Consider the following 24,462-nt stretch of genomic DNA (forward strand, 5'->3'; position numbering starts at 1 on the left):
GGATGGGGCATATAAAAGCCAGGAATCTGCTCAAGCTCCTCGCGCTGATGGCCGATGAAATCATCGTTGGCATTTTCATTTTTCTGATACTCCCGGGGATAGGCGTGGAGATTCCCCTCTGGGCGGGATTGCTTGTGATGTCCCTCCTTTTGGCCAAGGATCTCGTCATAGCGCCCTTCATTCTCGGCGGCGGGGCGGACAAAAGGCCCCGTGCAGGTCCGGAGGGACTGATAGGGAGAACCGCCCTCGTTGTGGAAGACCTTTCCCCTGAGGGGGTCGTTAAACTCGACGGGGAACTCTGGCGCGCGAAATGCCTTCACGGGACTGCGGGGAGGGGAGAGAAGGTCAGGATCGTGGGGGTTGAGGGGACTAAACTTATCGTGGAGCGTTAAGAATTTAACCCCTCCAGGTTACAACATGTGGGGCGTGAGAATGACTATCGAGTACAGCGAGGCAGACACGAGGAGCAAGCTGATAGACCCAAAGCTCCACGAGAGCGGATGGGATGAGGGCAAAATCCGAAGGGAGTATGTTATATCAGTCGGAAGGATTCTGAACAGCGATGGAAGCCGAACTTCCGCAAAGAGAGCCGATTACGTGCTTTTCTACCCCGATATAAACGGACACGCTCTTGCCGTTGTTGAAGCAAAAAAGGCGAGTGAAGACCCGTATAAAGGCCTTGAGCAGGCTAAGGATTATGCGAAGCGTCTCGATGTGCCCTTTGCGTATTCTACCAACGGTCTGAAAATTATTGAATATGATTTCATAACAAAACAGACCGCCAAAATTGATAGATTTCCCTCGCCCGAAGAGCTATGGGAAAGATACCAGCAGTACAGGAACATCCCCCAGGTCGAGGGTGAAGCGACTAACCCCCTCGCAGTGCCATTCTACGTCAGGGATAAAAAGCCCAGATACTACCAAGAAGTCGCGGTTAGGCGCGCAATCGAGGAAATTCTGCGCGGAAGAAAGCGGCTCCTGCTCACGATGGCAACGGGAAGTGGTAAGACGTTCGTGGCCTTTCAGATAGCGTGGAAGCTGTACAGAAGCGGACTCGTGAAGAAGATTCTCTTCGTCGTGGACAGGGTTTACCTTCGCGGACAGGCCTACAACGCCTTTGAGGCCTTCGGAAACGCGCGCTGGGAGCTTAAGGGAGACAACATAAACTTCGCCAAGGATGTTTACTTTGCCACATACCAGACGCTGTACAGCAAGAAGAACGGTAAGAGGATTTACGAACTGTTCGACCCCGATTATTTTGACCTTGTTATAATTGACGAGTGCCACCGCTCCGGCTGGAACCGCTGGCACGACATCCTAAGGCACTTTGGGAATGCCATCCACCTAGGATTAACGGCGACGCCGAAGAGAAGCGACAACGTTGACGTTTACCGCTACTTCGGAGAGCCCGTTTATGAATACAAGCTTGCTCAAGGAATTGAGGACGGCTATCTCGCGCCTCCCGAGGAGATTATCAGGGTTTATACCAACGTGGACAAAGAAGGTAGGATAACGTTCAAAGAAATCAGGAACTCAGGAGCGATAATTGAAGTTCCCGGGGAGGGCGAACCCGAGCTCAAGGACTATTATACGGCTCAGGAATTTGAGAAGACGATAATCCTCCCCGACAGGACGCGGGCAATCGTCAGGTGGATAGCGGACTTCCTTGAGAAAACCGACCCCTTTGCTAAAACTGTAATTTTCTGCCCGACCCAGAGGCACGCGAGAGAGGTTGCGGCACTCCTCAACAACCACTTTAACCCTAAGTTCAACGTTGACAACTATGCCTACCCAATAGTCTCGGACGACCCGGAGGCTCATAGGGTTCTGAGAAACAGCTTCGCCAGCTCGGAGGAAATTTTTCCGGTCGTAGCGACAACGGTTGACGTTCTCAGCACGGGGATAGACGTTCCACCGATAAAGAACATCATCTTCCTCAAGCACATAGGCTCGAAGGTTGAGTTTCACCAGATAATCGGCAGGGCGTCGAGGCTCTACGAGAAGGGTCGTAAGTTCACCTTCAGGGTTATAGACTTCACAGGCGCCACAAGGCTCTTTGACGAGTGGGACGTTCCAAGGTTCGAACCCAAGGAGGGGCCAACCGATTGGTACCTCAACATGGTTATAGTTGACGACGAGACACTTGAGCCCGTCAAAGGGGCTGATGTGGTTGTACACATCAAACCGGGCAAGCCTATTCACGTGGTTGCCGGGGATGACGGCAGGGTGTTCCTGAGAAACGTGCCGAGGGAAGCGGTTCTCGTTGATGTTAGAGCGAGCGGATACAGGCCGAAGAAAACGTACGTCTCAACGTTCCCCGCCCCAAACAACCAGGCAACGCTGACCCTCAGAAAGCAGAAGCCCGCTAACAAAGCGCCGATAACAGTTAAGGGACTCAAGGTGTTCATAGAGGAAGAGAATCGGGTTAAAATCGAGGTGCACGGCAACAAGCTCCTCGAAGCCGAGTACGTGCGGTACACCAGGGAGCAGGTCATGAAGAGGGTGGCCAGCCTGAACGACCTGAGGAGGATATGGCTCAACAGGGATGCGAGGCTAAAGTTCAAGGAGGACCTGAGGAAAGCCGGCATAGACCTCAAGGTGCTCTCCCTCGCCGAGAAGGTTCCAGAGGCAGACGAGTTTGACTTACTTGCCCATTTGCTCTTCAACGCGCCGATAGTTTCGAGGGACGAGAGGGCGCGCCTGTTCTACGAGGTTAAAAAGGAGTTCCTCCGGGAGTTTGGTGAGCAGGGGAGGAGCGTGATAATAGACCTCATAGACCACTACCGCCTCTACGGCCTGAGTGAGATTGAAGACCCTAAGGTGTTTGAGCTTCCGGGCTTTAAGGAGGCCTACGGCGGATTGAAGGGAGTAATAAGGCTCTTCAAGGGCGCGAAGGGCCTTAAAAAGGTTCTTGAGGAAATTGAGAAAGGTCTCTACGCTGATTTAATGGAGGGATGACGTATGGACAGGCAGGCTTTGGCGAACAGGATTGAGCACATCTATGAAATTATGAGGGCGGAGGGCCTCTCGCTCCTTGATTACGTTGAACAGCTCTCATGGATGCTCTTCCTCAAGGTTCTGAGCGATAGAGAGGAGGAGAGAAAGCTTGAGGCCGAACTCAGGGGGGAGAAATACAGGCCGGTGATAAAGGAGGAATACCTCTTCCACAACTGGCCGAAGCGCTTCGGCGTTGACAACCTCAAGAAGGTAAAAGACGCCCAGAAGTTTTACAACTTTGTGGCCAACGAGCTGTGGCCGTATTTGAGCTCCCTCGGCGGAAGCGACGAGCTGAACAAGATAGGCGAGATATTCTCCAGCATCTCCCTCAAAATCCGCGACCCGCACAACCTGCTTGAGATATTCCAGAACATCGAGGACATAAGCATAGACGGGGAGGACAGCCACATAATGTCCCAGCTCTACGAGGAAACGCTTATGCTGATGGGTCGCGAGGGCGGGGCGGCTGGAGAGTACTACACGCCGAGGCCCATCGTCAGGTTCATGGTGAAGGTCGTTGACCCGAAAATAGGCGAGACAGTCTTCGACCCCTTCTGCGGTTCCGGTGGCTTCCTCGTGGAGGCCTACAGGCACATGTATCCCCAGGCAAAGACTGCCGAAGACCTCAGGAAGCTCGACGAGGCGTTTTACGGGCAGGAGCTCAAGCCACCCGCTTACCTCATAGCCAACATGAACACCCTCCTCCACGGGGTCAACGCGAAGCTCGTCAAGACCGACACCTTCAGCGAGGACATACGCAATCCCGGAAAGCTCTACGACGTGATACTCACCAACCCGCCCTTCGGTGGCAAGGTTACAAAAGCCAACCAAGAGAACCTTCCAATAAAGACGAGCAAAACAGAGTTAGCCGCTCTCCAGTACGTTATGAGAAAGGTGAAGCCCGGCGGGAGGGTCGGCATAGTTCTTCCAGATGGCGTTCTCTCAAACGTTACCAAGTCCTACGTGAAGGTAAGGAAAGAGCTCGTCGAGAAGAACAACGTTTTCGCGATAGTGAGCCTTCCCCAGGGAGTCTTCGCCAACATCTCACCCAAGGGCGGAACCGGGCCGAAGGCGAGCCTGCTCTTCTTCGAGCGCGGAAAGCCGACGAAGGAAATCTGGTATTACGAGCTCGTTCCTCCGAACGGGAAGAACTACACGAGGGCGAACCCGGTTAAGGACGAAGACCTCAGTGATGCTCTCGAAAAGTTCGAGGCCTGGAAGAAATATCTCGAAACCGGCGACGAGGAGTGGAAGAAGAAGGCCATCTCGGAGAACTCGTGGGTCGTGAGCATCGAGGATATCAAGGAGAACGACTACGACCTGAGCGCGAAGAACCCGAACAGGAAGCTAACGGTAGAGTATCCCGCTCCCGAAGAGATTATCGCGAGCCTTGAGGAGAAGGAAAGGAAGATAGCGGAGCTGCTGGGCGAGATTAAATCCATCCTCGGTGAGAAGCCATGAGGGAGAGACCGCTTACCGAGTTCATTTCGGAGAAGGGCACGAAGGAGAAGAAAAAGCCCGAAAAGCCGAAGGGGCTTAAGGGCCCGTGGGAGTTGCCCGAAGGGTGGAGATGGGTGAGGCTTGGGAATTTGCTAAAGGAGCCTGTTCAGAATGGGTATTCTCCTCAGCCTGCCGAGAATCCTACGGGTGTATGGATTCTTTCTTTGAGTGCTCTATCTACAATAGAGATTGAAGACGATACCCCCCATCTTAAACCTGCCCCACTTGAGAATAAAATTAGAGAGTTCTTTTTGCAATCGGGAGATATTTTAGTCAGCCGAGCTAACACTAAAGAACTTGTGGGTCTTTCATCAATTTACACGGGAAACCAGAGAGATGTCATATTTCCCGATTTAATGATGAGAATTCGAGTTAACGAAGAAGTAGTTGATAAAAAATTCTTAGTTTACTGGCTTAGGAGCCCCTATTCTCGCCAATATTTTGCATCAAACGCAAAAGGGACTAGTCAGAGCATGGCAAAAATTAATCAACGGACACTTATAAAAACTCCTGTTCCCCTCCCCTCCCTCTCCAAACAAAAGCGCATCGTTGCGAAGCTCGACGAACTTAACAAACGCATAGAGGAAGCAAAGCGCCTCGCAAGAGAAGCGAGGGAGGAAGCGGAAAGGCTGATGGCTTCCGCCCTGCACGAGGTTTTCTCAAAGGCCGAGGAGAGAGGATGGGAGTGGGTAAAAATTAAGGACATTGCGACTGATACTGAACGTGTAAACCCGACCAAGACCCCTAATCTGGAATTCTGGTACATTGACATTGCAAGCATTGATAATGCAACGTATCAAATCTCAAAACCTAAGTTATTAAAGGGAAAAGAGGCACCGAGCAGAGCTAGAAAGCTTGTCAAAGCTGGTGATGTCATCTTTGCAACAACGAGACCATATCTTAAGAATGTTGCCATAGTTCCTGACTGGCTTGATAATCAAGTTTGTTCAACAGGATTTGCAGTTCTAAGGGCAAATCCTGAAAAAACAATTCCCCAATGGATGTTTTATTATCTGGTCTCGGATTTTGCAATTGAAAAAATAAAACCAATGATGAGGGGCGCTAACTATCCAGCCATAACCGATAGGGACCTTTTCAATTTAAAAATCCCCCTCCCGCCCCTCGAAGAACAAAAACGCATCGTTGCTTACCTCGACTCGATACACGAGCACGCCCAAAGGCTGGTACAGCTCTACGAGGAAAGGGAGAAGGAGCTTAAGAAGCTCTTCCCCGCGGTGCTTGACAGGGCGTTTAGGGGTGAGCTGTGATTCCGGGAATGGAATACGGCTTTGAGAGGGCAATCTTTGAGATAGTCAGCGGCTTTGTTCTCTCCCTCGTAGTCAGGGCTTTCGCTTACAGTTTTGGTCTTCCATGGGTATCCTTTTTGTTCAACGTTCTTTCGATACTTCTGACAATAGGCCTGATTGACAAAATGCCCTTCTGGTCCATGTCATATCTATTAGGCTGGCTCTTGGGGTTGATTTACATCGGCCCCACTTTTCTAAGCCTTCCTGAACTGTTGCTGTACTTCAGCATAACCCTGTTCGTCCTCTACGGAAAGCTTAGGTCACTAACAGAATGACAAATCATGAATCCAAACTTTAACAAAGGGTTAACAGCGACAACGGCAAGGTATATTTATTCCGCAGAAAACGGCGTTTGTACTGCGAGGGAAGGCTCATGGTTCACATTTACATCATCCTCGACGAAGCGGGCGACATGGGCTTTTCAAAAGGCAGTAGCAGGTACTTCGTTATGGGTGCCATCGTAGCTAAAGCGGAAGACGTTAAGAAAATCCGCAGGATTCCCAAGAAGGCCAGAGAGAAACTCGGCAAGAAGAAAAAGGACATACCTGAACTTAAGGCCTCAAAGAGCAACGACAAAATAAGGAAATTCGTTCTCGATGAGCTTTATAAGTGCCAAAGCGCTCATGTCTCAGCGGTCTACGTAAACAAGGCGAACACTTACGACTACATTAAGGAGAACAGTTTCCAGAAGGCAGTTCACTACAACTATCTTGCGAGGGTTCTGATAATCGAGTCGCTAAAAAGCTACCTCCAAAGCATTGGTTACACCTCCGACAAGGCCCTAACCGTTGAGATATTCCTTGACAGGTACCACACAACAAAATTCCGGAAAAAGAACTTGGAGGAGTACATCAGGAAGATGATAAGGGACGCCTTCCCATACGAAGTTAACGTGCTCGTGCATCAGAAGGACTCCCAGGGAGAACCTCTGATTCAGGTCGCTGACTTCGTTGTCAACGCGTTTTACAGAAAGCTCAATGGAAAGGGAAACCTTCTCGCAAAGTTCGAGAGCTCAGGAAGAGTTCTCAGATTCAAGCAAATCTACTGAAACCAAACAAGAAGCAGGAATCGGACCCCGGGCCGCCGTTTGCGCGTACCTCAAGGTACGCGGCGGACACCGGGACTTACCCTCATCTCCATTATATATTTGTTGCATTCTTTTTAAACATTTTGCATTTCTTCTAATTTAGGGTTCTCGTGGAACGCCGAGGGTAGCCAGAACTCTAGCGACCTCCTCCGGGTTGTTGGTCGTGAAAGAAACCGTCCAGCCCTTCTTCTGGTGTATCGTGACGCAGCCTTTAGCAGGCAGGTTGAAGTGCACCGTCCCGTAGCAGGAGGTCCAGCCCTCTCCGACCCGGAAGCTCGCCATGTTCTCGATGGGTACCGTCTTCCTGACTATAAGCCCAAGGATGCCCCTTATCCTCAGCTCTCGCTCGTCTATCTCGATTCTGATTGCCATGACGTCGAGGAGCAGAACCGCAACCCCCACAGTGGCCGCGAGCATTATCTCAACGCCTTCTCCAACCCGATACGTCGCATAGAGGCCTGCGAGCATTGAGATTATGGGAACAATTAGAACGACCTGCAGAACCCTGCTCGTCAGCCTCTCCTCGTAGAGCGCCATGTTCTCACCGAAAAAACTTCTTGGTTAGAGCTTTAAAGGTTGGCTTCCAAACTCCTCCGGTGATAGCATGGTCAGGATAATGCCCGTTGATAGGCTGACCGATGATGATGTTAGAGAGATTCTGACGAAGTACCGTAAGATAGCCCTCGTTGGAGCCTCCCCAAAGCCAGAGCGCGATGCGAACAACGTCATGCGCTACCTCCTCGAACACGGCTACGAAGTCTATCCAGTCAACCCCCACTATTCCGAAGTCCTCGGAAGGAAGTGCTATCCGAGCGTTCTCGATATTCCCGACGAGGTAGAGATTGTTGACCTCTTCGTTCGCCCGGAGTTCACGATGGAGTACATAAACCAGGCGATAAAGAAGGGCGCGAAGGTCGTCTGGTTCCAGTTCAACACGTACAACCGGGAAGCGTTCAAAAAGGCCAAGGAGGCTGGCCTAACCGTGGCTGCCCACCGCTGCATAAAGCAGGAGCACGCGAGGCTGATCGGCTAATCGATGCCGAGAAGTTCAAGGATCTCTTTCGTTGTTAGAACTTGAACTTCATTTACCTCTTTCAGCCTTTTATCGTTGCTTCAGAGCGGGGCGTTTACCTTTAACGAGAGCGCAATAAAATCGGCATCGTCTTTGTCGGGGGTTATTTCCAGGGCAACGGGGATGAACTCGGCGTAGAACTCCTCTCCAACAAACATTACGTGCTCCCGCAGTGTAGAAATCAGGAACTCAAAGTCTTCATGACTTATCTTCGCCTTCCTCGTTATCACAGCTTTATGCTTGTACAGCTCTTCTATGGCGAATATTTTTCTCTCAAGGTACTCGCCCAGTCCGGCCTTTGCCTTCCTTCGAGTTCTATTGCCTCTTCCTCCGTCAACTCTGAGTTCTTGAGGAGTTCGTTTACCCGCTCAAGGCTCTCCAAACGGCCTACTATGGCCTTGGCTATCAGCTTTGCAAGTTTTTCATCCACTGTGGGGGGCACTCTCACAACTATGCTTCCCATTCAACCACCGGTAGAACTATTCACTTTTTCCTTATAACGATTTTTAGCCCCGATACCTCAGCACGTGGATGTCCCTAACGAGTCTGTGCCTCTCCTCGTAGTCGGTGTACCTTCCAACGACCTCGAAGCCGAGCTTGGTCAGCCACTTCCTTTCCTTTCTGTATATTCCCCCTCCGCTCAGCCTGTAGGCAGGGAAGACGAAGACCACTTTTCCGTTCCTCTTAAGAACGTCGGAGATGCTCTCGAAGACGGGATAATAAAGCCTGTCCAGCTCGTTGGCGAGCTTTATCGCCTCGCCCCTGCTCGGGTTCCTCTTGAGGGGCTTTCCGAGGTAGGGTTCCGTAACCACCGCGTCGAACCGCTGGCGGAAGCAGCGCTTCAGCTTTCTCGCGTCGCAGACCTCAAGGTGTGCCGAGTTCTTCAGACGGAACTCCTTTCTGAGCCACGTGAGGTTCTTCTTGGCGTCCCGTATTCTCTCCGGGTCGCGGTCGCTTCCGTAGGCACTCAGTCCCTGGAGGACGAACTCCTGGACTATCGTTCCTATTCCACAGAATGGGTCGAGGAAGGAGCCTTTCCTCACCTCGGTCAGGTTCACCATTATCCTCGCGAGCCTGGGCGGGATGGAAAGGATGGGCCTCTGAACGGGCCTCTCCACGTCGAGCTTCTTCAGCTCGAAGGGGTCGGTGACCTTCACGGTCTCGCCGACCCAGAAGCCACCGTCCTCACGGAAGAGGAAGACGAAGTCCTTGACTTCTGGAAAGCCCTTGAGGATAAGTTCGGCGGGCATGGCGTAGGTCTTTGCCGGCTTAAAGAACTTCGAGGAGCCTTTCGCCTTGAACTCCCTCTTTACCGCGCTCCCCAGCTTCCGCCAGAGCTTCCAGTCGCTCTCACCGTAGAGGCTGACCGTGAAGAGCCTCGCGTATTCTAGATTGCCTATGGCATCCTCGCCCTCTCCGACTATCCTGACGAGCTTCAGAGAGCCGCCGAGGCGGTTGAAGTATCTTTCCACTTTGGTTGATGAATCAAATAACAACCAGTAACGACTTGAATGGACTGACCGAACCTTGAGGTCGAATCTCTTAGCAAAGGAATAAAATTCCGCCTCGCTGAGGGCTCGATTTTTGCCAAATATGACTGCGTACATGGTTAAACATTGAAAGGAGCTTTTAAAAACGTTCCTAAGGGGTTAACTTAATAAGATAAAATGCGTAAATACATCCAGGGGATCTTGGCAGTATTCACAATGTCCTGGGGGCATATTGGATGTTAATCAATGAAGTGCTCGCATCTGTTGAGGTTATTGCAGATCCATATGTGAAATCTGCAACGTACGCTAAAATAGGTGAAAAACTCGCCAATGCCAAGCACGGTTCTTACAAGGATGCATTCCTTCGTGCGGTCGAGACTGCCAGGGAAATAGACGACCCCTTTACAATGTTTAAAGCTCTCCTCTCTGTTGGATATTCTATGGGTAGGGCGGGCCTTAAATCTGCCAAGAGGATATATACAACGGTTATGGAGGAATCCCGGGTTCTTCCCCCGATCCAGCGGGATTCCCTTATGAGACGAGCCGCGGCTTACATGCTTGCTTTGGGAGAAGTTGGTGAGGCCCTAACTTATGCCATGGAGATAAAGAACCGCAAACTGAAGAACGACCTTCTCCTTGAGATTATGCGATTCAACACCAGGATGATAGGGAATGAAAGCCTCAAGGCTGCCTATCGTTTGAGAAAGAGCAAGCTGATTCTGGATTACCTTGACATGGAGCCCCACCGTTCCGAGGGTGTCCGTGAGCTTATACGCGCCTATCTCTACCTTGAAACCTACGAAAACGCGGTGTCACTCCTGGAGGAAATAGGTAGAAAGGACGTTGCCCTTCAGACTTTCAAGGAGGTCGTCTTTTACCTGAAGGAAAATGGGCTTCTTGGGCACTATATCGACTCCATCGAAACGGTGGCCCGTGCCCTCGTGGAGAAGTTCGGGGATGAGTTCACAGTAGAGCTGGCCCTTGCCCTAGCGCTTGTCGGAGAGGGTGTGGCAGCGGTTAGGATGGTGAGGGAGCTGGAGGATTCCCCGTCCATCCTCGTGAGGATAGCCCTTGAGCTTCTCAAGAGGGACCACGACGTTCTCCCGCCCTTCATCTCGGCGCTGAACGAGGAGGAGGCGACCCTCGTTGGCAGGGAGCTTATGAACGTCATACTGAGAAACCCCCGGAGGGATGATTGGGAAGTTGTCGAGGCCGTTGGCAAGAGCACATCCAGCGAGGAGGTCTGGGCCAAGATAGCCAGGTATTATGTTTTGATGGGCGAGCTTGAGGCCGCCATACGGATAGGACTGCTCCTAAAAAACGGGGAGCTTCGTTCCGTCGTCATGGCTGATGTTGCCCACCACCTCCTCAAGAGGGGGGAGGTTGAGAGGGCCATCGATGCCGCACTTGAGGTCAGGAACCCGAGGTTTTCCTCAATTCTGGTCTCTGAGATACTCATCAAGGCCCTGGAACAGGAGCTTCCCGGGAGGGTCAAGTCATGGAACGGCTCAAGGCACTGATAGGGAGAAATGAGGACAAGGTTGACTTCGTCAGCTACCTCATAACCATCATCCTGACGAACAAGGAGTTCTACTCCGACGAGATACTGTTCAGGGACGCCGTCGAGGAGATATACAGAACCCTCCGCTCCGAGGTAGTGGACAACGGCAGAAAGGACTTGATTGGTGCCTACGAGAAGGCCGTCCTTCTGAGGGCGGTCGTTTCCGGGCCGATTGAGTCCACCGATAAGCTTTTACTTGAGATAAAGAAAGCACTCATCCGGTGGGAGTAATGCTGTTCGAGGTCAAAGTTTCAACCGGTGAGAGGTTCCATATTGTGGATATAACCGAGCAGATTCAGCACCTCGTGTGGAAGAGTGACGTGACCAGCGGCATCGCCGTCGTTTTCACCGCCCACACCACGACGGGCCTCATCATAAACGAGAACGAGGAGGGGCTTATCCAGGACATCAGGGCAAAGATGAAGGAGCTGATTCCAAAGGGCGCCGGCTATGCCCACGACCGCATAGACAGCAACGCCCACTCGCACCTAAGGGCAACCCTTCTCCTGAACCCTGAGGTCGTCGTGCCGATAGAGAACGGTGAACTGCTCCTCGGAACCTGGCAGAGAATCCTTTTCATCGAACTGGACGGTCCGAGGCACAGGAGGGTTCTGGTGAAGATATGCAGGTGCTAGACGTACTGGGCGTAGTACGCCAGCCTCTTGATTAGTTCGTTGAACCCCTCGTAGGTGACCAGCGAGAGGGGTATCGCATCCTGCTCAAGGCGCTTTTTTATCGTTTCCCTGAGTTCCTCGACCCGCTCCCTTGTCACGAGGTCTATCTTGTTGATGACGACGATTATCGGCTTCTCGTAGCGGAACTTGAGCATGTGGTGGAGCTTCTCCATGCCCCTGTGCAGGCCGACGGTGGCATCAACCATGTGAATGACTATGTCCGCGGAGACTATCTCGTCGATTATCTCCCGGAACTTCTCCTCGCTCAGAACCTTGCCCCTCAGCTCCCTTTGGGGGTCGAAGAGGCCGGCGGTGTCTATGAGCACGAACTCGTCGGCCCCTCCCAGGGGGTTCTTCATGCTCTTCGGTATCTTGAGCTTTCCGAAGCGTTTTCTGATTACACCCTTGGTCGTTCCGGGAAGGTTCTCCACCTCCGATATTTTGCCGCCTATGAGGGCGTTCATGAGGGTTGACTTGCCGGCGTTCTCGGCACCGATAATCGCAACCTTTATCATACCATCACCCCACTGATATTTGCAGGATTGGCCTTTAAAGGTGATGAGCATGCCCAAGCGGGTCAAACTCGGTCATCATTACTATTACATCGTTACGGTTGATGAGCTGAATTCCGGAGGTTTTCGCGGTAAGAACGTCGTAATCGAGGGGACCATAGAGGACAAGCCCCTGGTGGAGTTCCTTCCCATGGAACTGCCTGGCTACCGTACGACCTTTAAAGTTTCCGGCCTCCGGGTCGAATTCTCTGGAAGCCCGTGCCTCGGAAAGGGCGAGTGGGTGAAGGTCTACGGCCGCTTTCTGGGAGACTGCATAATGGCGAGCGCCATCGAAACCAAAAGGGCGGTTTTCACGACGGAGGAATGAAAATGTCCCTCATCGACCTTTTTATCGAGGCTGGGAACCTGAAAAAACTTCCCAGAACGGGCTGGCTCCTCAGAGGCGTTTCAAACCCGGAGAGCATAGCCGACCACAGCTACCGCGTTGCCCTGATAACTCTTTTCCTGGCCGACGAGCTAAAAGCGAGAGGCGTTGAGATAGACGTTGAGCGGGCCCTCAAGATAGCGGTTCTCCACGACCTCGCCGAGGCAAGGGTCACCGACATACCCCTGACGGCGCAGTACTACCTCGACAAGGGCAGGGCCGAGAAGAAGGCCGCGATGGAGCTTTTCATAAAGACTCCAAACCCAAAGGAGTATTTCAGGCTCTGGCGAGAGTACGAAGAGGGACTTAGCTTGGAGGGCAGGCTCGTAAAGTTCGCCGACAAGCTGGAGATGCTGGTTCAGGCCCACGAGTACGAAAAGGCCGGCTTCAAAGACCTCGACGAGTTCTGGGGTGCGCTGGATTCCCTTAAGGAGAGCGAGTTCTACGAGCACTTCCGGGAGCTTGTTGAGGAGCTTGCGGAGATAAGGAGAACGGTTAAATAGTTGTAAGGCGATTAGTCTAATCATGATGCAACAATTCATCGATAGGAGGAGCGAACTTGAAGCCCTGGAAAGGGCTTTTAAGGGCGATAAAGCTGAGCTGATAGTGATTTACGGCAGGAGGAGAGTTGGGAAGACTGCCCTCATCTTGAAAGCGGTGGAGGGGTTTCATCACCTCTACTTCCTGGCCGATGAGAGGAGTGAAAACGAAAATCTCGCCGAGTTCAGGAAAAAGGTTGCGGGGTTCTTGGGGGATGACCTCATTGCCCGCTCGAATCTTGGCTGGCTTGAGCTGTTTCAGCTCCTTGCGGAGCGGGGAGATGGTGTGGTCGTTATAGACGAGCTCCCCTACCTCGTTGAGGCGAACCCAGCGTTTCATTCCCTGCTCCAGAAAGCATGGGATCTCCACCTCCAGAACTCGAAGATTAAGCTCGTCCTCATCGGTTCGTCCACTGGGATGATGGAAAGGCTCCTTGGGCACAGAAGTCCACTCTATGGTCGCAGAACCATGCAGCTCGACGTGACACCCCTAAGATACTGGCACGTTCCGGAGTTTCTTCCCGCTTATTCCCCAGAGAATTGGATGAGGGTTTACGGCGTTGCCGATGGGATACCTCTGTACCTGAACCAGTTCGATGGAAACTCTTCCTTCTGGGAAAACGTTGAGAGGCTCTTCCTTCGGAAGGAAAGCCCGCTCTACACTGAGGCCGAATTCCTGCTGAGACAGGAATTCCGGGAACCCGCGCGCTACTTCTCGATACTCAAAGCCATAGCCTTCGGAAAGACCAAGTTCGGCGACATCGTGAGCTTCACGGGCTTCGACAGGGGTACTGTCTCGCGCTACCTCGACAACCTCGCGAGGATTCGCGTGATCAGAAAGGTTTACCCTGCCTTTGAACCGGAGACGAGAAGGAACACGCGCTACGAGTTTGCCGACAACTACTTCCGTTTCTGGTTCCGCTTCGTCTATCCGGACAGGGAAAGAATCGAACGGGAGTTTTACGGTGATGTTTTGGAGCGCGTCAGGCAGGATTTTGACCACTACATGGGTCCAGTCTTTGAAAAGACTGCCTCGGATTTCCTGTGGAAAAAGTTTGCCTTTGAGAAGGGGGGTAGATGGTGGCGAAAGGGTGAGGAGATCGACTTCGTCGGCCTGAAGGACGAAACCGCGTACTTCTTCGAGGTCAAATGGGGCGGCCTGAGTTGCCGGGAGGCAGCTGAGGTTCTCAAAAGACTCAAAAAGAAGGCAGGAAACGTAAAAACCGGAGTGGAAATGAATAGATTCGGCCTCGTTGCCAGGAGCGTTGAGGGCAGGGAGGAATTTGAGGAGGAAGGCTTCATCATCTTTGAGCTTGGCGATCTCTTTATGGGGGCCCGGTAAGGAGGGCCTTCCAATCCTTCAATCGACAGGACCACAGTCTTTCTTCATCCGGGGAAAACAAAACCGTTAACGTTAACTTTTTTGTTTGCTCAAAATGCTTAAATACACGATTCTGCCCATTCCATTGGTGGTTCCAATGAGGTGGAAAGGCATTGCTCTGATTGCGCTTCTCGTGCTCTCCGTTATCGCGGCGGGCTGCATAAACGGCTCCGAGAACTCAGAGCTCAAAGAGGCAACCCTCGTGGTCTTCCACGCGGGTTCGCTGAGTATACCCTTCCAGCAGCTTGAGAAGGAGTTCTCGGATTACGCTGAGAAGAACCTCGGTTACAGGGTGACCTTCCAGGACGAGGCCAGCGGCAGCGTCAAGGCCGTCAGAAAGGTTACTGACCTGGGCAAGAAGGCAGACGTGGTCGGCGTTGCGGACTACACCCTCATTCCCCAGCTCATGATTCCCAACTACACGGACTTCTACGTCATCTTCGCCACCAACGAGATAGTCATAGCGTTCACTGAGAAGAGCAGGTACGCTGACGAGATGAAGGCCCACCCGGAGAAGTGGTACGAGATACTGGCGAGGGACGACGTCTCCTTTGGCTTCTCCGACCCCAACCAGGACCCCTGCGGCTACCGCTCCGTCATGGTCATGAAGCTGGCCGATTACTACTACGACAAACCGGTATTCGAGACCCTGGTCGAGAAGAACACGAACATATACTTCAACGGGAGCATGGTGGTCGCCCCTAAGGATATCCAGATAAAGAACGACAGGGTCGTCATAAGGCCCAAGGAGACTGACCTTACCGCCCTCGTCGAGAGCGGAAGCCTCGACTACTTCTTCATCTACAAGAGCGTGGCCGAGCAGCACAACCTCAGCTACATCACCCTCCCGAACGAGATAAACCTCAAGGACTTCAACAAGGCCGACTTCTACGGGAAGGTCAGCATCTACATCGGGTCCACCGGCAAGGTCATCAAGGCCAAGCCCATCGTTTACGGCGTTACCGTTCCGAAGGACGCGCCCAACAGGGAGCTGGCGATGGAGTTCCTCAAGTACCTCCTGGGCGAGAACGGCAGGCGGGTCTTCCAGGAGAACCACCAGGACTTCATCTGGCCGCCGGTTGCCTTCGGCAACGTTCCGGATGAGATCAAGGACGAGGTCAAGGTTGAGGGGTAAATCTGTTCCCCTCCTTTTATTTATGTTTTCACCCCTCATGTTGACTCCAAACTGAACACCAGCGTTCTGTTCTCTGGCGGCTCCAAGGTCACGTACAGCTTCCCATCCTGGATGTTCATACGGGGCTCCTCAGGGGGATAGCAACCCCCACCAGGCCTGCATCCTGCCGTTTCCAGGTACTGCCACTCTACGGCCCCATTACCTTTAAACGCAACAACATGGTGCCTCTGAATATGGTACACGACGTCTATGTCCCTGTACAGGCCTTCTACCCCCACAATGCCGTCTGTTTCAACAAAGACCGCGTATATCCTACCACCGCGAAGCAGGCAGCTTCCTTCAGAGTACTTAACATTCATCCCAGTGTTCAGCTCAAAACTTGTATTTTCCGTTTCAATCAGCATCACGCCCTCACGAACCTTAACGCGGCATTTGGGTTCACCTTCTAAGGAGAAGCTTTTCACCTCGTCCGGAAGCCTTCCTTCCTCCACCGGTTCCCCGTACCGGAGGTCATAGTAGAGCACTTTTGCATGTGTGAGAACTAGGGGAAAAGTTATAATAAATACAAATAGGGCAACGAAGAGCTTCAAAGCCTTTCTCATGGATGAACCCCCCTTCCTTCAAGATAACAATTCGAATGTTTTAGCATTTCCCCACGCCGAGACTGTCTTTTTCACAATCATAAACACTGCAAATAATTTTCCACTTAGCTTCATAGCCCATTACCGGATATGCTGTAGTTTAATATAAATGTTTCCATCTTGAAGTGAGCACCAGGCCTTCAATCCGGTGGATTCACACGCCCTTATGACACCTCACCACCGAGTGTTCCTGGGATTCATTCCTACGATGGCCCAAGAGAGTCGGCCCTGCCCTGCTCCCGGCTGGCCGAGTAGACCAGAGTTAAACATAATCATTAAACAATAACGTTTTTTAAATTAACCAAGATTTCAAGAGAGATGAAGCGCGACTACACCCTCTACTTTTTCGCGGCAATGGGGAGCTTCCTCATCGTCTATATAGCCCTTCCGTTAGTGGTTATCTTCGCCAAACAGCTCTCGGACTTCGACATGCTACTCAGGGCCCTTCACGACGCCTACGTTATCGAAGCCCTCAGGAACTCCCTCCTTACAGCGACGGCGACAGCTCTCATAGCTCTCCTCTTCGGCGTCCCCCTCGGCTACGTTCTCGCGAGAAAAGAGTTTCCAGGGAAAAGCCTCGTCCAGGCCCTGGTTGATGTTCCCATCGTCATTCCGCACTCAGTCGTTGGAATAATGCTCCTCGTTACCTTTTCGAGCGCAATCCTCGACAGCTACACTGGGATAATAGCCGCGATGCTCTTCGTCTCCGCACCGTTCGCGATAAACGCCGCGCGCGATGGTTTTCTGGCGGTTGACGAGGGGCTGGAGCACGTTGCCAGAACCCTCGGTGCCTCACGCCTGAGGGCGTTCTTCTCCGTGGCACTCCCGATGGCGTTTCCGGCCATAGCGAGCGGGGCCATAATGACGTGGGCCCGCGCTATAAGCGAGGTGGGTGCGATACTCATCGTCGCGTACTACCCGAAGACGGCCCAGGTTCTCGTCATGGAGTACTTCAACAACTACGGCCTGAGGGCATCGAGACCGATTTCCGTTATCCTCATCGTGATGAGCCTCACCGTTTTCGTTATCCTGCGCTGGCTCGTGGGGAGGAAGGCCAATGCTTGAGGTAAAGTCCGTTTCCAAGGACTGGAAGGAGTTCCGGCTGAGGGAGATAAGCTTTGAGGTGAGCGAGGGAGAGCACTTCATAATCCTCGGCCCGAGCGGGGCCGGGAAGACGGTGCTCCTTGAGATAATAGCGGGCATAATCGAACCCGACGCCGGGAGGGTCTTTCTCAACGGTGAGGACATAACCAACTGGCCGCCGGAGAGGCGCGGCCTCGCCTACATCCCCCAGAACTACGCCCTCTTTCCCCACATGAGCGTCTTCGATAACATAGCCTTCGGGCTTAAGCTCCGTAGGGTTCCGAGGGCGGAAATCGAGAGGAAAGTTAAGGAAATAGCTGAGGTTCTGGGCATAGCCCACCTCCTCCACAGAAAGCCAAAAACCCTGAGCGGCGGTGAGAGCCAGCGCGTGGCCATAGCCAGGGCCCTCGTTGTGGAGCCCGAGCTTCTGCTCATGGACGAGCCCTTCGCGAACCTCGACGTCCAAACCAGGGCGAGGCTTCTGGGCGAAATGAAGCGCTGGAAGCGAGAGCTCGGCTTTACCGCGCTGCACGTTACCCACTCCTTCGAGGAGGCGGTGAGCCTGGGCGACAGGGTGGGGGTCATGCTCAACGGGAGGCTCGTCCAGACCGGCTCCGTTAGGGACGTCTTTTCGAGACCGTCTAGTGAAGAAGTCGCGCGGTTCCTCGGCTTCGAGAACATCATAGAGGGCACCGCGGAGGGAAGGGTTCTGAGGAGCAACGGCGTCGAGATAGAGCTTCCGGCAGAGGCGAGGGGAAGGGTTCGCGTTGGCCTGAGGCCCGAGGACATAATCCTCTCGTTAGGGCCAATTAGAACGTCCGCGAGGAACGAGTTTAAAGCCCTGGTCGAGTCGGTTGAAGAACTCGGCCCACTCGTCAGGGTTCATCTGAGAATCGGCGGCCTGCATCTGAGAGCGTTCATAACCCGCTCCTCGATGCTGGAGATGGGAATAATGAAGGGACGGGAGGTCTACGTCAGCTTCAAGGCGAGCGCGTTGCACGTGTTCTGAGGTTTCCCCTTAGCCTGTCCTTTATCTCCACGGGCAGGTTCTCGTATATTTCCTCCAGGGCGTTGATCAGCTCGACCAGTTCCCTCGCTGTCAGGGCCTCCGTCCTCGGTCCCAGCTCAAGAACCAGCGCCTCGTACTCCTCGGGCGAGACCTCTTCCAGCTCATCGAGGTGCTCGCTTTTCCGGGGTATCAGGTTGACCTCTCCAACCTGCCTTGATGCAGGTATGTCAAGCTCCTCCTCTGGAATCGGGGTCTCCCTCGGGCAGTCCAGCCTCTCCACGAGTATCTTTATATCCACGACCGGGGTTCCGTCCATCGCGTCTATCCAGTCGATGTAGAGCCTGTTTCCCTCGATGCGGTTTATCCTGACGGCATAGATGGCCAGCGGGTTTGGTCTGACCGGTGAGCGCGTGGCGAAAACTCCCCTGAGCGGGTTCTCCGGGTTGTTGTAGGGATGAACCTTCAGGACGCTCCTTCTCTCCGGTTTATCGCTGGCGTGGAACCAGAGGATCAGCTTTATCCAGTCCCCCTCGTTGAGACCGTGGAGGGCATCGCTGAACCCCGGAAGGATTTCGATGAAGGTCTCTCCGTCCTTTCTCACGTAGCCGACGGGAACGAGTTTGAAGGGTTCGAAGTTCATGGCCACCACCCGAAAAGAAAAAAAGGACTTAGGTGCCGTGCTCCCAGCTCTCCAGGTATTTCCTCTGCTCCTCGGTGAGCTCCTCGATTTTTATCCCCATCGAGGCGAGCTTTATCCTCGCCACCATCTCGTCTATCTCCCTAGGGAGCACGTAGACCCTCGGCTCAAGCCTCTCGTGGTTGTTCAATATGTACTCGGCCGCCTTCGCCTGCAGGGCGAAGCTCATGTCCATAATCTCCGCTGGGTGGCCGTCAGCGGCGGCTAAGTTAACCAGCCTGCCTTCAGCGAGAAGGTAGAGCCTCCTTCCGTCCGCCATCCTGTACTCGGTTATGTTGGGCCTCGGCTCGCTTATCTCGACCGCCAGGCTCTCAAGGTCGGGTTTGCTTATCTCCACGTCAAAGTGGCCGGCGTTGGCGAGGATTACCCCATCCTTCATTACCTCGAAGTGTTCCTTCCTTATGCAGTTGATGTCGCCCGTCGAGGTGACGAAGATGTCGCCCACCTTCGCCGCTTCCGTCATGTCCATGACGAGGAATCCGTCCATCCTCGCCTCCAACGCCCTAATCGGGTCAACCTCCACCACTATCACCGTCGCTCCGAGTCCCCTCGCGCGCATGGCTATGCCCCTGCCGCACCAGCCGTAGCCGACAACGACGACGTTCTTACCCGCTATCAGCAGGTTGGTGGTTCTCAGGATTCCGTCCCACGTTGACTGGCCGGTGCCGTAGCGGTTGTCGAAGAGATATTTGGTATAGCTGTCGTTCACGGCTATGATTGGGAACCTCAGAACTCCGTCCTTCTCCATGGCACGGAGCCTTATTACTCCGGTCGTCGTCTCCTCGCTCGCACCCCAGAGCTCGTCTATCAGCTCTGTTCTCTCCTTCAGCACCGTCGAGACCATGTCCGCACCGTCGTCTATGATTATGTTCGGTTCTATGTCGAGCGCCTTGTGCATGAACTCGTAGTACTGCTCCCTGTCCTCCCCGCGGATCGCGTAGACCTTGACCCTCGCCTTTGCCAGAGCGGCGACAACGTCGTCCTGTGTCGAGAGCGGGTTGCTCGCCGCCGCTGAAACCTCCGCACCAGCAGCCTTGAGCGTGAGGAGCAGGAAAGCGGTCTTCATCTCAAGGTGCAGCGTCGTCGCGATTCTGACCCCTTTGAAGGGCTTTTTTTCCTCGAAGTCCCTCCTTATCGTCTGGAGAACCGGCATAAAGCGCGAGACCCAGTCTATCTTCTTCTCCCCGCTGGGGGCCAGGTTGATGTCCTTAACGCAGTAGTCCCTCGTGCAGTTCATCATCATCACCGCAGGGTTTTTAATCTGGAGGGTTAAAAAGGATTGGTGTCGCTATGATAATCGACCTCTCCCTCCCCATCTCGGAGAACACCCCGGTTTACCCGGACGACCCGCCCGTGAGTGTGAAGCTCTGGGCCGTCATCGACAGGGACGGCTACTACATGAACGTTCTGAAGATGGGGGAGCATTCAGGCACCCACGTTGACGCGCCGGCGCACTTCGTGCCCGGGGGTAAGACCATCGACGAGATGCCGCTTGAGAAGTTCATCGGTGAGGGCATAGTTCTGGACGTCAGGGATGGGGATGGGCCGGTAAGACTCGACGAGATTCCCGACGGCGGCTACTTTGGAAAGATGGTGCTTTTCCTGACGGGCGGCAGAGAGCTCTCCCCGGAGGTGGCGCTGTTTCTGGTGGCGGAGGGTGCAAGGGCCGTCGGGACTGATGCCATGAGCATCGGCGACGACGCCGTTCACAAGATACTCCTGAGTGCAGAGGTGCCTGTGTTTGAGAACCTGGCCAATCTGGAACTCCTCATCGGGCTGGAATTCACCTTTGCAGCGTTTCCCCTGAGAATAGAGGGCGGCTCGGGAAGCCCCGTCAGGGCGGTAGCCTTTGTGGAGTGAAATGCACACTTATTTCGCTTGTTTCGCTTGATGCAGAATTATTGTTCCCTTATTCGTATATTCGTGCCAGCTTAATCTAGATTAAACAGAGTTAAACGTTGTGAAACCTTTGTTAACAGTTAAAAGATAAACCTCGGTTCTCAAGACTTTTTTCTAAACAATCGCCAACGTACGTGGACGATTTCGTTAAAAAAGCTTAAATAAGCCTTTTTTCATAAAGACAAGCGAGGTGAAGAGCTATGATTGGGAAGAAACTGGCGGCAATCCTGTTTGGGCTGCTGATGTTGGGAATGCCGCTGACAGTTGGAAGCGTCAGTGCGGCGGAAGGGAGCGTTACAGTGATACTGGTCAGCGACAACGCGGCCGACAAGGCAATCGCCGAGTACTTGGCCAATGAAACCGGAGCCGTGATAGTCACGACAACGTGGGGCGTCTACGATCCGAACGTTACGGCGGAGATTATGAGCTACGCCCCGGACGAGGTGATAATAATCGGCGGCCCTGACGCGGTGGTCGATGAATACGTTGCGGACTTGGAGGAACTCAACATCAACGTCGAACGCTGGGGCGGCCAGAACAGGTACGAGACCAACCTCATGGTCATGGAACAGGCGAGGGTAAAGTTCCAGCTCCAGTTCAACGGGAGCGTCATAGCCCCCGGGAACGACAGCCTGGCCATTCAGAACGCCCTTCAGCTCGCGGTTCAGAACGGGGCGGTGATTGTCTACGTTAACAAGAGCACCAACGTCACGGGAGTCATGGAGCGGTTCCAGGTGAAAACGGCCACTGTGGTCAAGACGCAGGCATCTGAGAGGGTCATGGAGCACGTTAAGGAGCAGCTCCGCGAGTGCAACTGTACCGCCATGGAGGTTCAGGCCAACGTCACCAAGGAGACGGTTCTTCAGCTGATGGTTCAAGTTCAGGAGAGGCTCAAAACTATCGAGAGGATGGCAAACGAAACCAACTCCACCCAGCTCATGCAGCAGGTTAGGGTCATGGAGATGACGATGGAGAAGGCCAACCAGGCGCTTCAGGCCGGAAACTATGCCGAGGCGTACCGGTTGATGCTCGGACTCCAGGTTCGGACGGAGTTTGGCCTCAAGACGGCTAACGGTGAGATAAAGGCGATGATGGAGAGGGGCGAAAAAGTTGCCCTGGAGCATGAGATGGCAAAACTGGAAGCCCAGATAAGCGTCATGGAGAGGGCGGGAATAGACGTGGGCTCAATCAACACTCTGATGGAGGGGCTCAAGGTTGCGGTTCAGAACGGACAGTACGATGAGGCCAAGGAACTCATGAACCAGATAAAGGCCATGATAAAGGATGCCTATCGGAAAGGGAGGCAGGACATTAAGGACAGTGCCCAAAAAACCCACGGAATGGGTTCCTCGCGGCCGTGAATAAGCTAACACACGTTGAGCACCACCAAAGGGTATGGGATGTAAAATCAGCGGCTTGAATCAGCCTCTTTTTGCCGCTCCCTTCTCCTTTTCTTCTGCTCCCTGATGTACGGGTACCTCATGATGTGGCCGCAGTTGAGGCACTTGATGACAACGTGACCGTTCCTGAGCCTCACCCTGGCGTTGACGCCCGGAACGAGGAAGGAATGACAGCGCTTGCAGTAGCGGCGCTTCCACTTTCTCGGCATCCGGATTCTGGCCTTCTGCTGAACCGCGAGGGCTATCTCCACGTAGCGGTTGGCCAGCTCCGGCTCGTAGGGGAAGACCCTCTCAGCGAGTGTGAAAAGGGTCTCAATCCTCTCGCGGGCGATTCTGCGCTTTTCCCTCTGCTCCCTCTGGCGGATGAACTTTTTCTTGCTCATGGTATCACCGTATCAGTATCAGCTTTCCAGGAAACGGCTCGTAAATGTAGCCGGTGGCTATAAACTTTTCAATCAAGTTGAGGGCGTCCCGTTCGTTAAAGCCGTTCTTCAGCAACTCACTCAGGAACTCTTCCCTGGTGACTTCTCCGAGGGGGCTTGTGGAAACGAGGTCGTGGAATATCCGAAGTGCCTTCTGGGCACGGACGTCGTAGGGGATGTAGCGCTCGTACTCCTTTTCCAGCTCCATTATAACCTCCGGCCGCTTTTTAACGAGTTCGTCGAAGAACAAGCTCCACTCGTTCAGTATCGTATCGTCAATCTCCCTAACGTCTTTAACCGCCCTGTCGGTTACCTTTCCGTAGAACCGGGTGATGGCCCCAAAGAGTCTGCTGTCGAGATAGAACCTCATCCCCAGGTGGAGCACGCCGCTGGGAGTCGTCAGCTTCTCGAACGTTTCTCTGTACTCTCTCCTGCCCCATCTCCTCCATTTCAGGTGCTCGTCCCTCAGTCTGCTCAGCTCCTCGTGGCTCATTGATAGATAGCGCTCCCTGTTGATGAAAATGGTCACGAGCAGGTTGGGAATCAGCTGCCGGAATTCCCTGTTCTCCTCGAAGTATGGCTTCTCCTCCCAAGGCATGAGGACAAAGGGTGTTTCGGAGATTTTGGCCAGGGGGTCTGTTGGGTTTGCCTCGACGTCCCGGGGCAGCAGACCGATCGCCCTTTTGTTCACTATATGCCCCTCGCTCCATTTCGGCACTCTCACCAGTCCCCTCCTGGAGGAAGGAGTGTAGTATCTCATGTCCGTCCAGTTGGGATTGCGTATCCGGAAATCGATGTCCAGTGCCGGGTCGATTATTTCGAGGACGGTCTCTTTTCTCAGGCGGACTTCCCACGGCAGGCTTGACTGGAAGTATTTCAGGGCCTTCCAGAGGGCTAGGAGCCCCATGTTTTCCCCGTACTTGTAGACGGTGTACTCGAAGCCCTCGCCCCATTGGGGGGCCTCGCTTCCCCAGAGGATGTACGGGACGCCGTAGAGTGAATAGATGAGGGCCTTCATCATGTCCTTGCGGACGTAGATGGTCCTTTCGAACAGGTCAACCACCTCGCGCCTGCTCAGCGCGAACTCCCGGTAGTCCTTCCAGTACTCGGAATAGTCCCTTCCTTCGATTGAGGCGGCGTGGATCATCCTCAGGTTTCCCCAGCGGTACGCGTCCGCGATTCCATTCACCACGACGTAGCTTCCTGGCCTGACGTTCCCGCTGACCCTCGTGCCCTCCGTTGCCCGTATCACCAGATACGTCCTGAACTCGTCCCTCCCGAGCCCAGCCAGCTCCGAGGGGGAGAGGGGGGACAGGAGGTAGTACGCGGCGTCCCTGGGGGCGTTGGGGGGCTTTCTGCCCAGCAGAAAACCGGCTATCTCAACGTCCTCGCCGTTTTTAATCCGCTGGATTTTCAACTGAAACTCCCTGAGCCGTCTGCCTGGACTCAGCGGCTCCCTTGTCCTCTCCAGCATCAGCAGTTCCAGTATCTCCCTCTCCATCGGTGGTTTCATTGACCGTAAAGTTTATAAACCCTCCGCGGCAGGTATGTATCGGTACGGCGGTCATAGCGGCGGGGTCACACCCGGTCTCGTTTCGACCCCGGAAGTTAAGCCCGCCAGCGATCCCGGGT

The 24,462-nt window shown here is 53.6% G+C and carries 28 protein-coding genes and 1 rRNA gene; 19 read left to right on the forward strand and 10 right to left on the reverse strand.

Annotated elements, in window-relative coordinates:
• Positions 1-2 precede the first annotated feature (2 nt).
• The 6 genes from E3E51_RS12105 (at position 3) to E3E51_RS12130 (ending at position 6,852) form a co-directional block, all read left to right on the forward strand.
• Positions 3-392: an NfeD family protein gene (locus E3E51_RS12105; protein ID WP_206204574.1), complete on the forward strand. Its 390-nt coding sequence runs from the start codon at positions 3-5 to the stop codon at positions 390-392.
• A 40-nt stretch (positions 393-432) separates the two neighbouring features.
• A complete protein-coding gene (locus E3E51_RS12110; protein ID WP_167913356.1) occupies positions 433-2,958 on the forward strand; it encodes a DEAD/DEAH box helicase family protein in 2,526 nt (841 codons plus the stop codon).
• A 3-nt stretch (positions 2,959-2,961) separates the two neighbouring features.
• A complete protein-coding gene (locus tag E3E51_RS12115; protein ID WP_167913357.1) occupies positions 2,962-4,458 on the forward strand; it encodes a type I restriction-modification system subunit M in 1,497 nt (498 codons plus the stop codon).
• On the forward strand, positions 4,455-5,765 hold the full coding sequence (locus E3E51_RS12120; protein ID WP_167913358.1) for a restriction endonuclease subunit S: 1,311 nt from the start codon (positions 4,455-4,457) through the stop codon (positions 5,763-5,765). The genes E3E51_RS12115 and E3E51_RS12120 overlap by 4 nt, the downstream gene beginning before the upstream one ends.
• Positions 5,762-6,079: a hypothetical protein gene (locus tag E3E51_RS12125; RefSeq protein WP_167913359.1), complete on the forward strand. Its 318-nt coding sequence runs from the start codon at positions 5,762-5,764 to the stop codon at positions 6,077-6,079. The genes E3E51_RS12120 and E3E51_RS12125 overlap by 4 nt, the downstream gene beginning before the upstream one ends.
• Before the next feature lie 77 nt (positions 6,080-6,156).
• Positions 6,157-6,852 (forward strand): DUF3800 domain-containing protein, encoded by a 696-nt coding sequence (locus E3E51_RS12130; protein ID WP_167913360.1) that lies wholly within the window; start codon positions 6,157-6,159, stop codon positions 6,850-6,852.
• 138 nt (positions 6,853-6,990) lie between these two features.
• Here E3E51_RS12130 and E3E51_RS12135 read toward each other — a convergent pair whose 3' ends face one another.
• Positions 6,991-7,428, reverse strand: a complete 438-nt coding sequence (locus E3E51_RS12135) for a hypothetical protein (RefSeq protein WP_167913361.1) — start codon at positions 7,426-7,428, stop codon at positions 6,991-6,993.
• Between the two features lie 67 nt (positions 7,429-7,495).
• Here E3E51_RS12135 and E3E51_RS12140 point away from each other — a divergent pair, with 67 nt between their 5' ends.
• Entirely contained in the window at positions 7,496-7,924 is a 429-nt protein-coding gene (locus tag E3E51_RS12140) for a CoA-binding protein (protein ID WP_167913362.1), read from the forward strand.
• Positions 7,925-8,004: 80 nt separating this feature from the next.
• Here E3E51_RS12140 and E3E51_RS12145 read toward each other — a convergent pair whose 3' ends face one another.
• Genes E3E51_RS12145 through E3E51_RS12155 form a run of 3 tightly spaced genes read right to left on the reverse strand, consistent with a single transcriptional unit; the run spans position 8,005 to position 9,570 of the window.
• Entirely contained in the window at positions 8,005-8,193 is a 189-nt protein-coding gene (locus tag E3E51_RS12145; RefSeq protein WP_167913289.1) for a PIN domain-containing protein, read from the reverse strand.
• 23 nt (positions 8,194-8,216) lie between these two features.
• Positions 8,217-8,426, reverse strand: a complete 210-nt coding sequence (locus E3E51_RS12150; protein ID WP_206204575.1) for a hypothetical protein — start codon at positions 8,424-8,426, stop codon at positions 8,217-8,219.
• 43 nt (positions 8,427-8,469) lie between these two features.
• Positions 8,470-9,570: a TRM11 family methyltransferase gene (locus E3E51_RS12155; RefSeq protein WP_167913363.1), complete on the reverse strand. Its 1,101-nt coding sequence runs from the start codon at positions 9,568-9,570 to the stop codon at positions 8,470-8,472.
• Positions 9,571-9,689: 119 nt separating this feature from the next.
• Between E3E51_RS12155 and E3E51_RS12160 the strand changes: the two genes are divergently transcribed.
• Genes E3E51_RS12160 through E3E51_RS12170 form a run of 3 tightly spaced genes read left to right on the forward strand, consistent with a single transcriptional unit; the run spans position 9,690 to position 11,649 of the window.
• Positions 9,690-10,973: a prenyltransferase gene (locus E3E51_RS12160; RefSeq protein WP_167913364.1), complete on the forward strand. Its 1,284-nt coding sequence runs from the start codon at positions 9,690-9,692 to the stop codon at positions 10,971-10,973.
• Positions 10,952-11,245 carry a hypothetical protein gene (locus E3E51_RS12165; RefSeq protein WP_167913365.1) on the forward strand — a complete coding sequence of 98 codons (294 nt, stop codon included), beginning with the start codon at positions 10,952-10,954 and terminating at the stop codon, positions 11,243-11,245. Before E3E51_RS12160 ends, E3E51_RS12165 begins: the two co-directional genes overlap by 22 nt.
• On the forward strand, positions 11,245-11,649 hold the full coding sequence (locus E3E51_RS12170; protein WP_167913393.1) for a secondary thiamine-phosphate synthase enzyme YjbQ: 405 nt from the start codon (positions 11,245-11,247) through the stop codon (positions 11,647-11,649). The genes E3E51_RS12165 and E3E51_RS12170 overlap by 1 nt, the downstream gene beginning before the upstream one ends.
• Here E3E51_RS12170 and E3E51_RS12175 read toward each other — a convergent pair.
• Positions 11,646-12,203 carry an Era-like GTP-binding protein gene (locus E3E51_RS12175; protein ID WP_167913366.1) on the reverse strand — a complete coding sequence of 186 codons (558 nt, stop codon included), beginning with the start codon at positions 12,201-12,203 and terminating at the stop codon, positions 11,646-11,648. The genes E3E51_RS12170 and E3E51_RS12175 overlap by 4 nt on opposite strands.
• A gap of 49 nt (positions 12,204-12,252) precedes the next feature.
• Here E3E51_RS12175 and E3E51_RS12180 point away from each other — a divergent pair, with 49 nt between their 5' ends.
• The 4 genes from E3E51_RS12180 to wtpA all read left to right on the forward strand — a co-directional run bounded on the left by E3E51_RS12180 (position 12,253) and on the right by wtpA (position 15,679).
• Positions 12,253-12,567, forward strand: a complete 315-nt coding sequence (locus tag E3E51_RS12180; RefSeq protein WP_167913394.1) for a GTP-binding protein — start codon at positions 12,253-12,255, stop codon at positions 12,565-12,567.
• 2 nt (positions 12,568-12,569) lie between these two features.
• A complete protein-coding gene (locus E3E51_RS12185) occupies positions 12,570-13,127 on the forward strand; it encodes an HD family hydrolase (protein ID WP_167913367.1) in 558 nt (185 codons plus the stop codon).
• 22 nt (positions 13,128-13,149) lie between these two features.
• Positions 13,150-14,505, forward strand: a complete 1,356-nt coding sequence (locus tag E3E51_RS12190; protein WP_167913368.1) for an ATP-binding protein — start codon at positions 13,150-13,152, stop codon at positions 14,503-14,505.
• Between the two features lie 136 nt (positions 14,506-14,641).
• Positions 14,642-15,679 (forward strand): tungstate ABC transporter substrate-binding protein WtpA, encoded by a 1,038-nt coding sequence (gene wtpA / locus E3E51_RS12195; RefSeq protein ID WP_167913395.1) that lies wholly within the window; start codon positions 14,642-14,644, stop codon positions 15,677-15,679.
• 35 nt (positions 15,680-15,714) lie between these two features.
• On the opposite strand, the gene E3E51_RS12200 is transcribed toward wtpA, so the two are convergent.
• Positions 15,715-16,281, reverse strand: coding sequence for a hypothetical protein (locus E3E51_RS12200; RefSeq protein ID WP_167913369.1), 567 nt, complete (start codon positions 16,279-16,281; stop codon positions 15,715-15,717).
• A 357-nt stretch (positions 16,282-16,638) separates the two neighbouring features.
• On the opposite strand from E3E51_RS12200, the gene wtpB reads away from it, so the two are divergent.
• Both wtpB and wtpC read left to right on the forward strand, forming a co-directional pair.
• Entirely contained in the window at positions 16,639-17,385 is a 747-nt protein-coding gene (wtpB, locus tag E3E51_RS12205) for a tungstate ABC transporter permease WtpB (protein WP_167913370.1), read from the forward strand.
• On the forward strand, positions 17,378-18,412 hold the full coding sequence (wtpC, locus tag E3E51_RS12210; RefSeq protein WP_167913371.1) for a tungstate ABC transporter ATP-binding protein WtpC: 1,035 nt from the start codon (positions 17,378-17,380) through the stop codon (positions 18,410-18,412). The genes wtpB and wtpC overlap by 8 nt, the downstream gene beginning before the upstream one ends.
• On the opposite strand, the gene tsaA is transcribed toward wtpC, so the two are convergent.
• Together tsaA and E3E51_RS12220 are read right to left on the reverse strand one after the other, a co-directional pair.
• Positions 18,384-19,052: a tRNA (N6-threonylcarbamoyladenosine(37)-N6)-methyltransferase TrmO gene (gene tsaA / locus E3E51_RS12215; RefSeq protein WP_167913372.1), complete on the reverse strand. Its 669-nt coding sequence runs from the start codon at positions 19,050-19,052 to the stop codon at positions 18,384-18,386. The genes wtpC and tsaA overlap by 29 nt on opposite strands.
• Before the next feature lie 28 nt (positions 19,053-19,080).
• The gene (locus E3E51_RS12220) at positions 19,081-20,346 is read right to left on the reverse strand and encodes an adenosylhomocysteinase (RefSeq protein ID WP_167913396.1); all 1,266 of its coding nucleotides are present in this window, start codon (positions 20,344-20,346) and stop codon (positions 19,081-19,083) included.
• A gap of 53 nt (positions 20,347-20,399) precedes the next feature.
• Here E3E51_RS12220 and E3E51_RS12225 point away from each other — a divergent pair, with 53 nt between their 5' ends.
• Positions 20,400-20,969: a cyclase family protein gene (locus E3E51_RS12225; protein ID WP_167913373.1), complete on the forward strand. Its 570-nt coding sequence runs from the start codon at positions 20,400-20,402 to the stop codon at positions 20,967-20,969.
• Positions 20,970-21,208: 239 nt separating this feature from the next.
• Complete coding sequence (locus tag E3E51_RS12230) at positions 21,209-22,369, forward strand: cell wall-binding repeat-containing protein (protein WP_167913374.1); 1,161 nt, start codon at positions 21,209-21,211, stop codon at positions 22,367-22,369.
• Positions 22,370-22,416: 47 nt separating this feature from the next.
• On the opposite strand, the gene E3E51_RS12235 is transcribed toward E3E51_RS12230, so the two are convergent.
• Positions 22,417-22,791 carry a ribonuclease P protein component 4 gene (locus E3E51_RS12235; protein WP_167913375.1) on the reverse strand — a complete coding sequence of 125 codons (375 nt, stop codon included), beginning with the start codon at positions 22,789-22,791 and terminating at the stop codon, positions 22,417-22,419.
• A gap of 4 nt (positions 22,792-22,795) precedes the next feature.
• Entirely contained in the window at positions 22,796-24,331 is a 1,536-nt protein-coding gene (locus E3E51_RS12240; protein ID WP_167913376.1) for a hypothetical protein, read from the reverse strand.
• A gap of 55 nt (positions 24,332-24,386) precedes the next feature.
• Here E3E51_RS12240 and rrf point away from each other — a divergent pair.
• A 5S ribosomal RNA gene (gene rrf / locus E3E51_RS12245) occupies positions 24,387-24,462 on the forward strand; the annotation flags it as partial.

It is taken from the genome of Thermococcus sp. 21S7, assembly GCF_012027615.1.
Classification (GTDB): domain Archaea; phylum Methanobacteriota_B; class Thermococci; order Thermococcales; family Thermococcaceae; genus Thermococcus.

Bases quoted from the DNA above. Each gene is read 5' to 3' on its own strand.
- E3E51_RS12235 (WP_167913375.1), bottom strand. From the start codon at position 22,791: ATGAGCAAGAAAAAGTTCATCCGCCAGAGGGAGCAGAGGGAAAAGCGC.
- E3E51_RS12200 (WP_167913369.1), bottom strand. From the start codon at position 16,281: ATGAGAAAGGCTTTGAAGCTCTTCGTTGCCCTATTTGTATTTATTATA.
- E3E51_RS12110 (WP_167913356.1), top strand. From the start codon at position 433: ATGACTATCGAGTACAGCGAGGCAGACACGAGGAGCAAGCTGATAGAC.
- E3E51_RS12135 (WP_167913361.1), bottom strand. From the start codon at position 7,428: ATGGCGCTCTACGAGGAGAGGCTGACGAGCAGGGTTCTGCAGGTCGTT.
- wtpC (WP_167913371.1), top strand. From the start codon at position 17,378: ATGCTTGAGGTAAAGTCCGTTTCCAAGGACTGGAAGGAGTTCCGGCTG.
- wtpA (WP_167913395.1), top strand. From the start codon at position 14,642: ATGAGGTGGAAAGGCATTGCTCTGATTGCGCTTCTCGTGCTCTCCGTT.
- E3E51_RS12190 (WP_167913368.1), top strand. From the start codon at position 13,150: ATGATGCAACAATTCATCGATAGGAGGAGCGAACTTGAAGCCCTGGAA.
- E3E51_RS12240 (WP_167913376.1), bottom strand. From the start codon at position 24,331: ATGGAGAGGGAGATACTGGAACTGCTGATGCTGGAGAGGACAAGGGAG.
- E3E51_RS12165 (WP_167913365.1), top strand. From the start codon at position 10,952: ATGGAACGGCTCAAGGCACTGATAGGGAGAAATGAGGACAAGGTTGAC.
- tsaA (WP_167913372.1), bottom strand. From the start codon at position 19,052: ATGAACTTCGAACCCTTCAAACTCGTTCCCGTCGGCTACGTGAGAAAG.
- E3E51_RS12105 (WP_206204574.1), top strand. From the start codon at position 3: ATGGGGCATATAAAAGCCAGGAATCTGCTCAAGCTCCTCGCGCTGATG.
- E3E51_RS12225 (WP_167913373.1), top strand. From the start codon at position 20,400: ATGATAATCGACCTCTCCCTCCCCATCTCGGAGAACACCCCGGTTTAC.
- E3E51_RS12120 (WP_167913358.1), top strand. From the start codon at position 4,455: ATGAGGGAGAGACCGCTTACCGAGTTCATTTCGGAGAAGGGCACGAAG.
- wtpB (WP_167913370.1), top strand. From the start codon at position 16,639: ATGAAGCGCGACTACACCCTCTACTTTTTCGCGGCAATGGGGAGCTTC.
- E3E51_RS12180 (WP_167913394.1), top strand. From the start codon at position 12,253: ATGCCCAAGCGGGTCAAACTCGGTCATCATTACTATTACATCGTTACG.
- E3E51_RS12170 (WP_167913393.1), top strand. From the start codon at position 11,245: ATGCTGTTCGAGGTCAAAGTTTCAACCGGTGAGAGGTTCCATATTGTG.
- E3E51_RS12230 (WP_167913374.1), top strand. From the start codon at position 21,209: ATGATTGGGAAGAAACTGGCGGCAATCCTGTTTGGGCTGCTGATGTTG.
- E3E51_RS12175 (WP_167913366.1), bottom strand. From the start codon at position 12,203: ATGATAAAGGTTGCGATTATCGGTGCCGAGAACGCCGGCAAGTCAACC.
- E3E51_RS12160 (WP_167913364.1), top strand. From the start codon at position 9,690: ATGTTAATCAATGAAGTGCTCGCATCTGTTGAGGTTATTGCAGATCCA.
- E3E51_RS12115 (WP_167913357.1), top strand. From the start codon at position 2,962: ATGGACAGGCAGGCTTTGGCGAACAGGATTGAGCACATCTATGAAATT.
- E3E51_RS12140 (WP_167913362.1), top strand. From the start codon at position 7,496: ATGGTCAGGATAATGCCCGTTGATAGGCTGACCGATGATGATGTTAGA.
- E3E51_RS12185 (WP_167913367.1), top strand. From the start codon at position 12,570: ATGTCCCTCATCGACCTTTTTATCGAGGCTGGGAACCTGAAAAAACTT.
- E3E51_RS12220 (WP_167913396.1), bottom strand. From the start codon at position 20,346: ATGAACTGCACGAGGGACTACTGCGTTAAGGACATCAACCTGGCCCCC.
- E3E51_RS12150 (WP_206204575.1), bottom strand. From the start codon at position 8,426: ATGGGAAGCATAGTTGTGAGAGTGCCCCCCACAGTGGATGAAAAACTT.
- E3E51_RS12155 (WP_167913363.1), bottom strand. From the start codon at position 9,570: ATGTACGCAGTCATATTTGGCAAAAATCGAGCCCTCAGCGAGGCGGAA.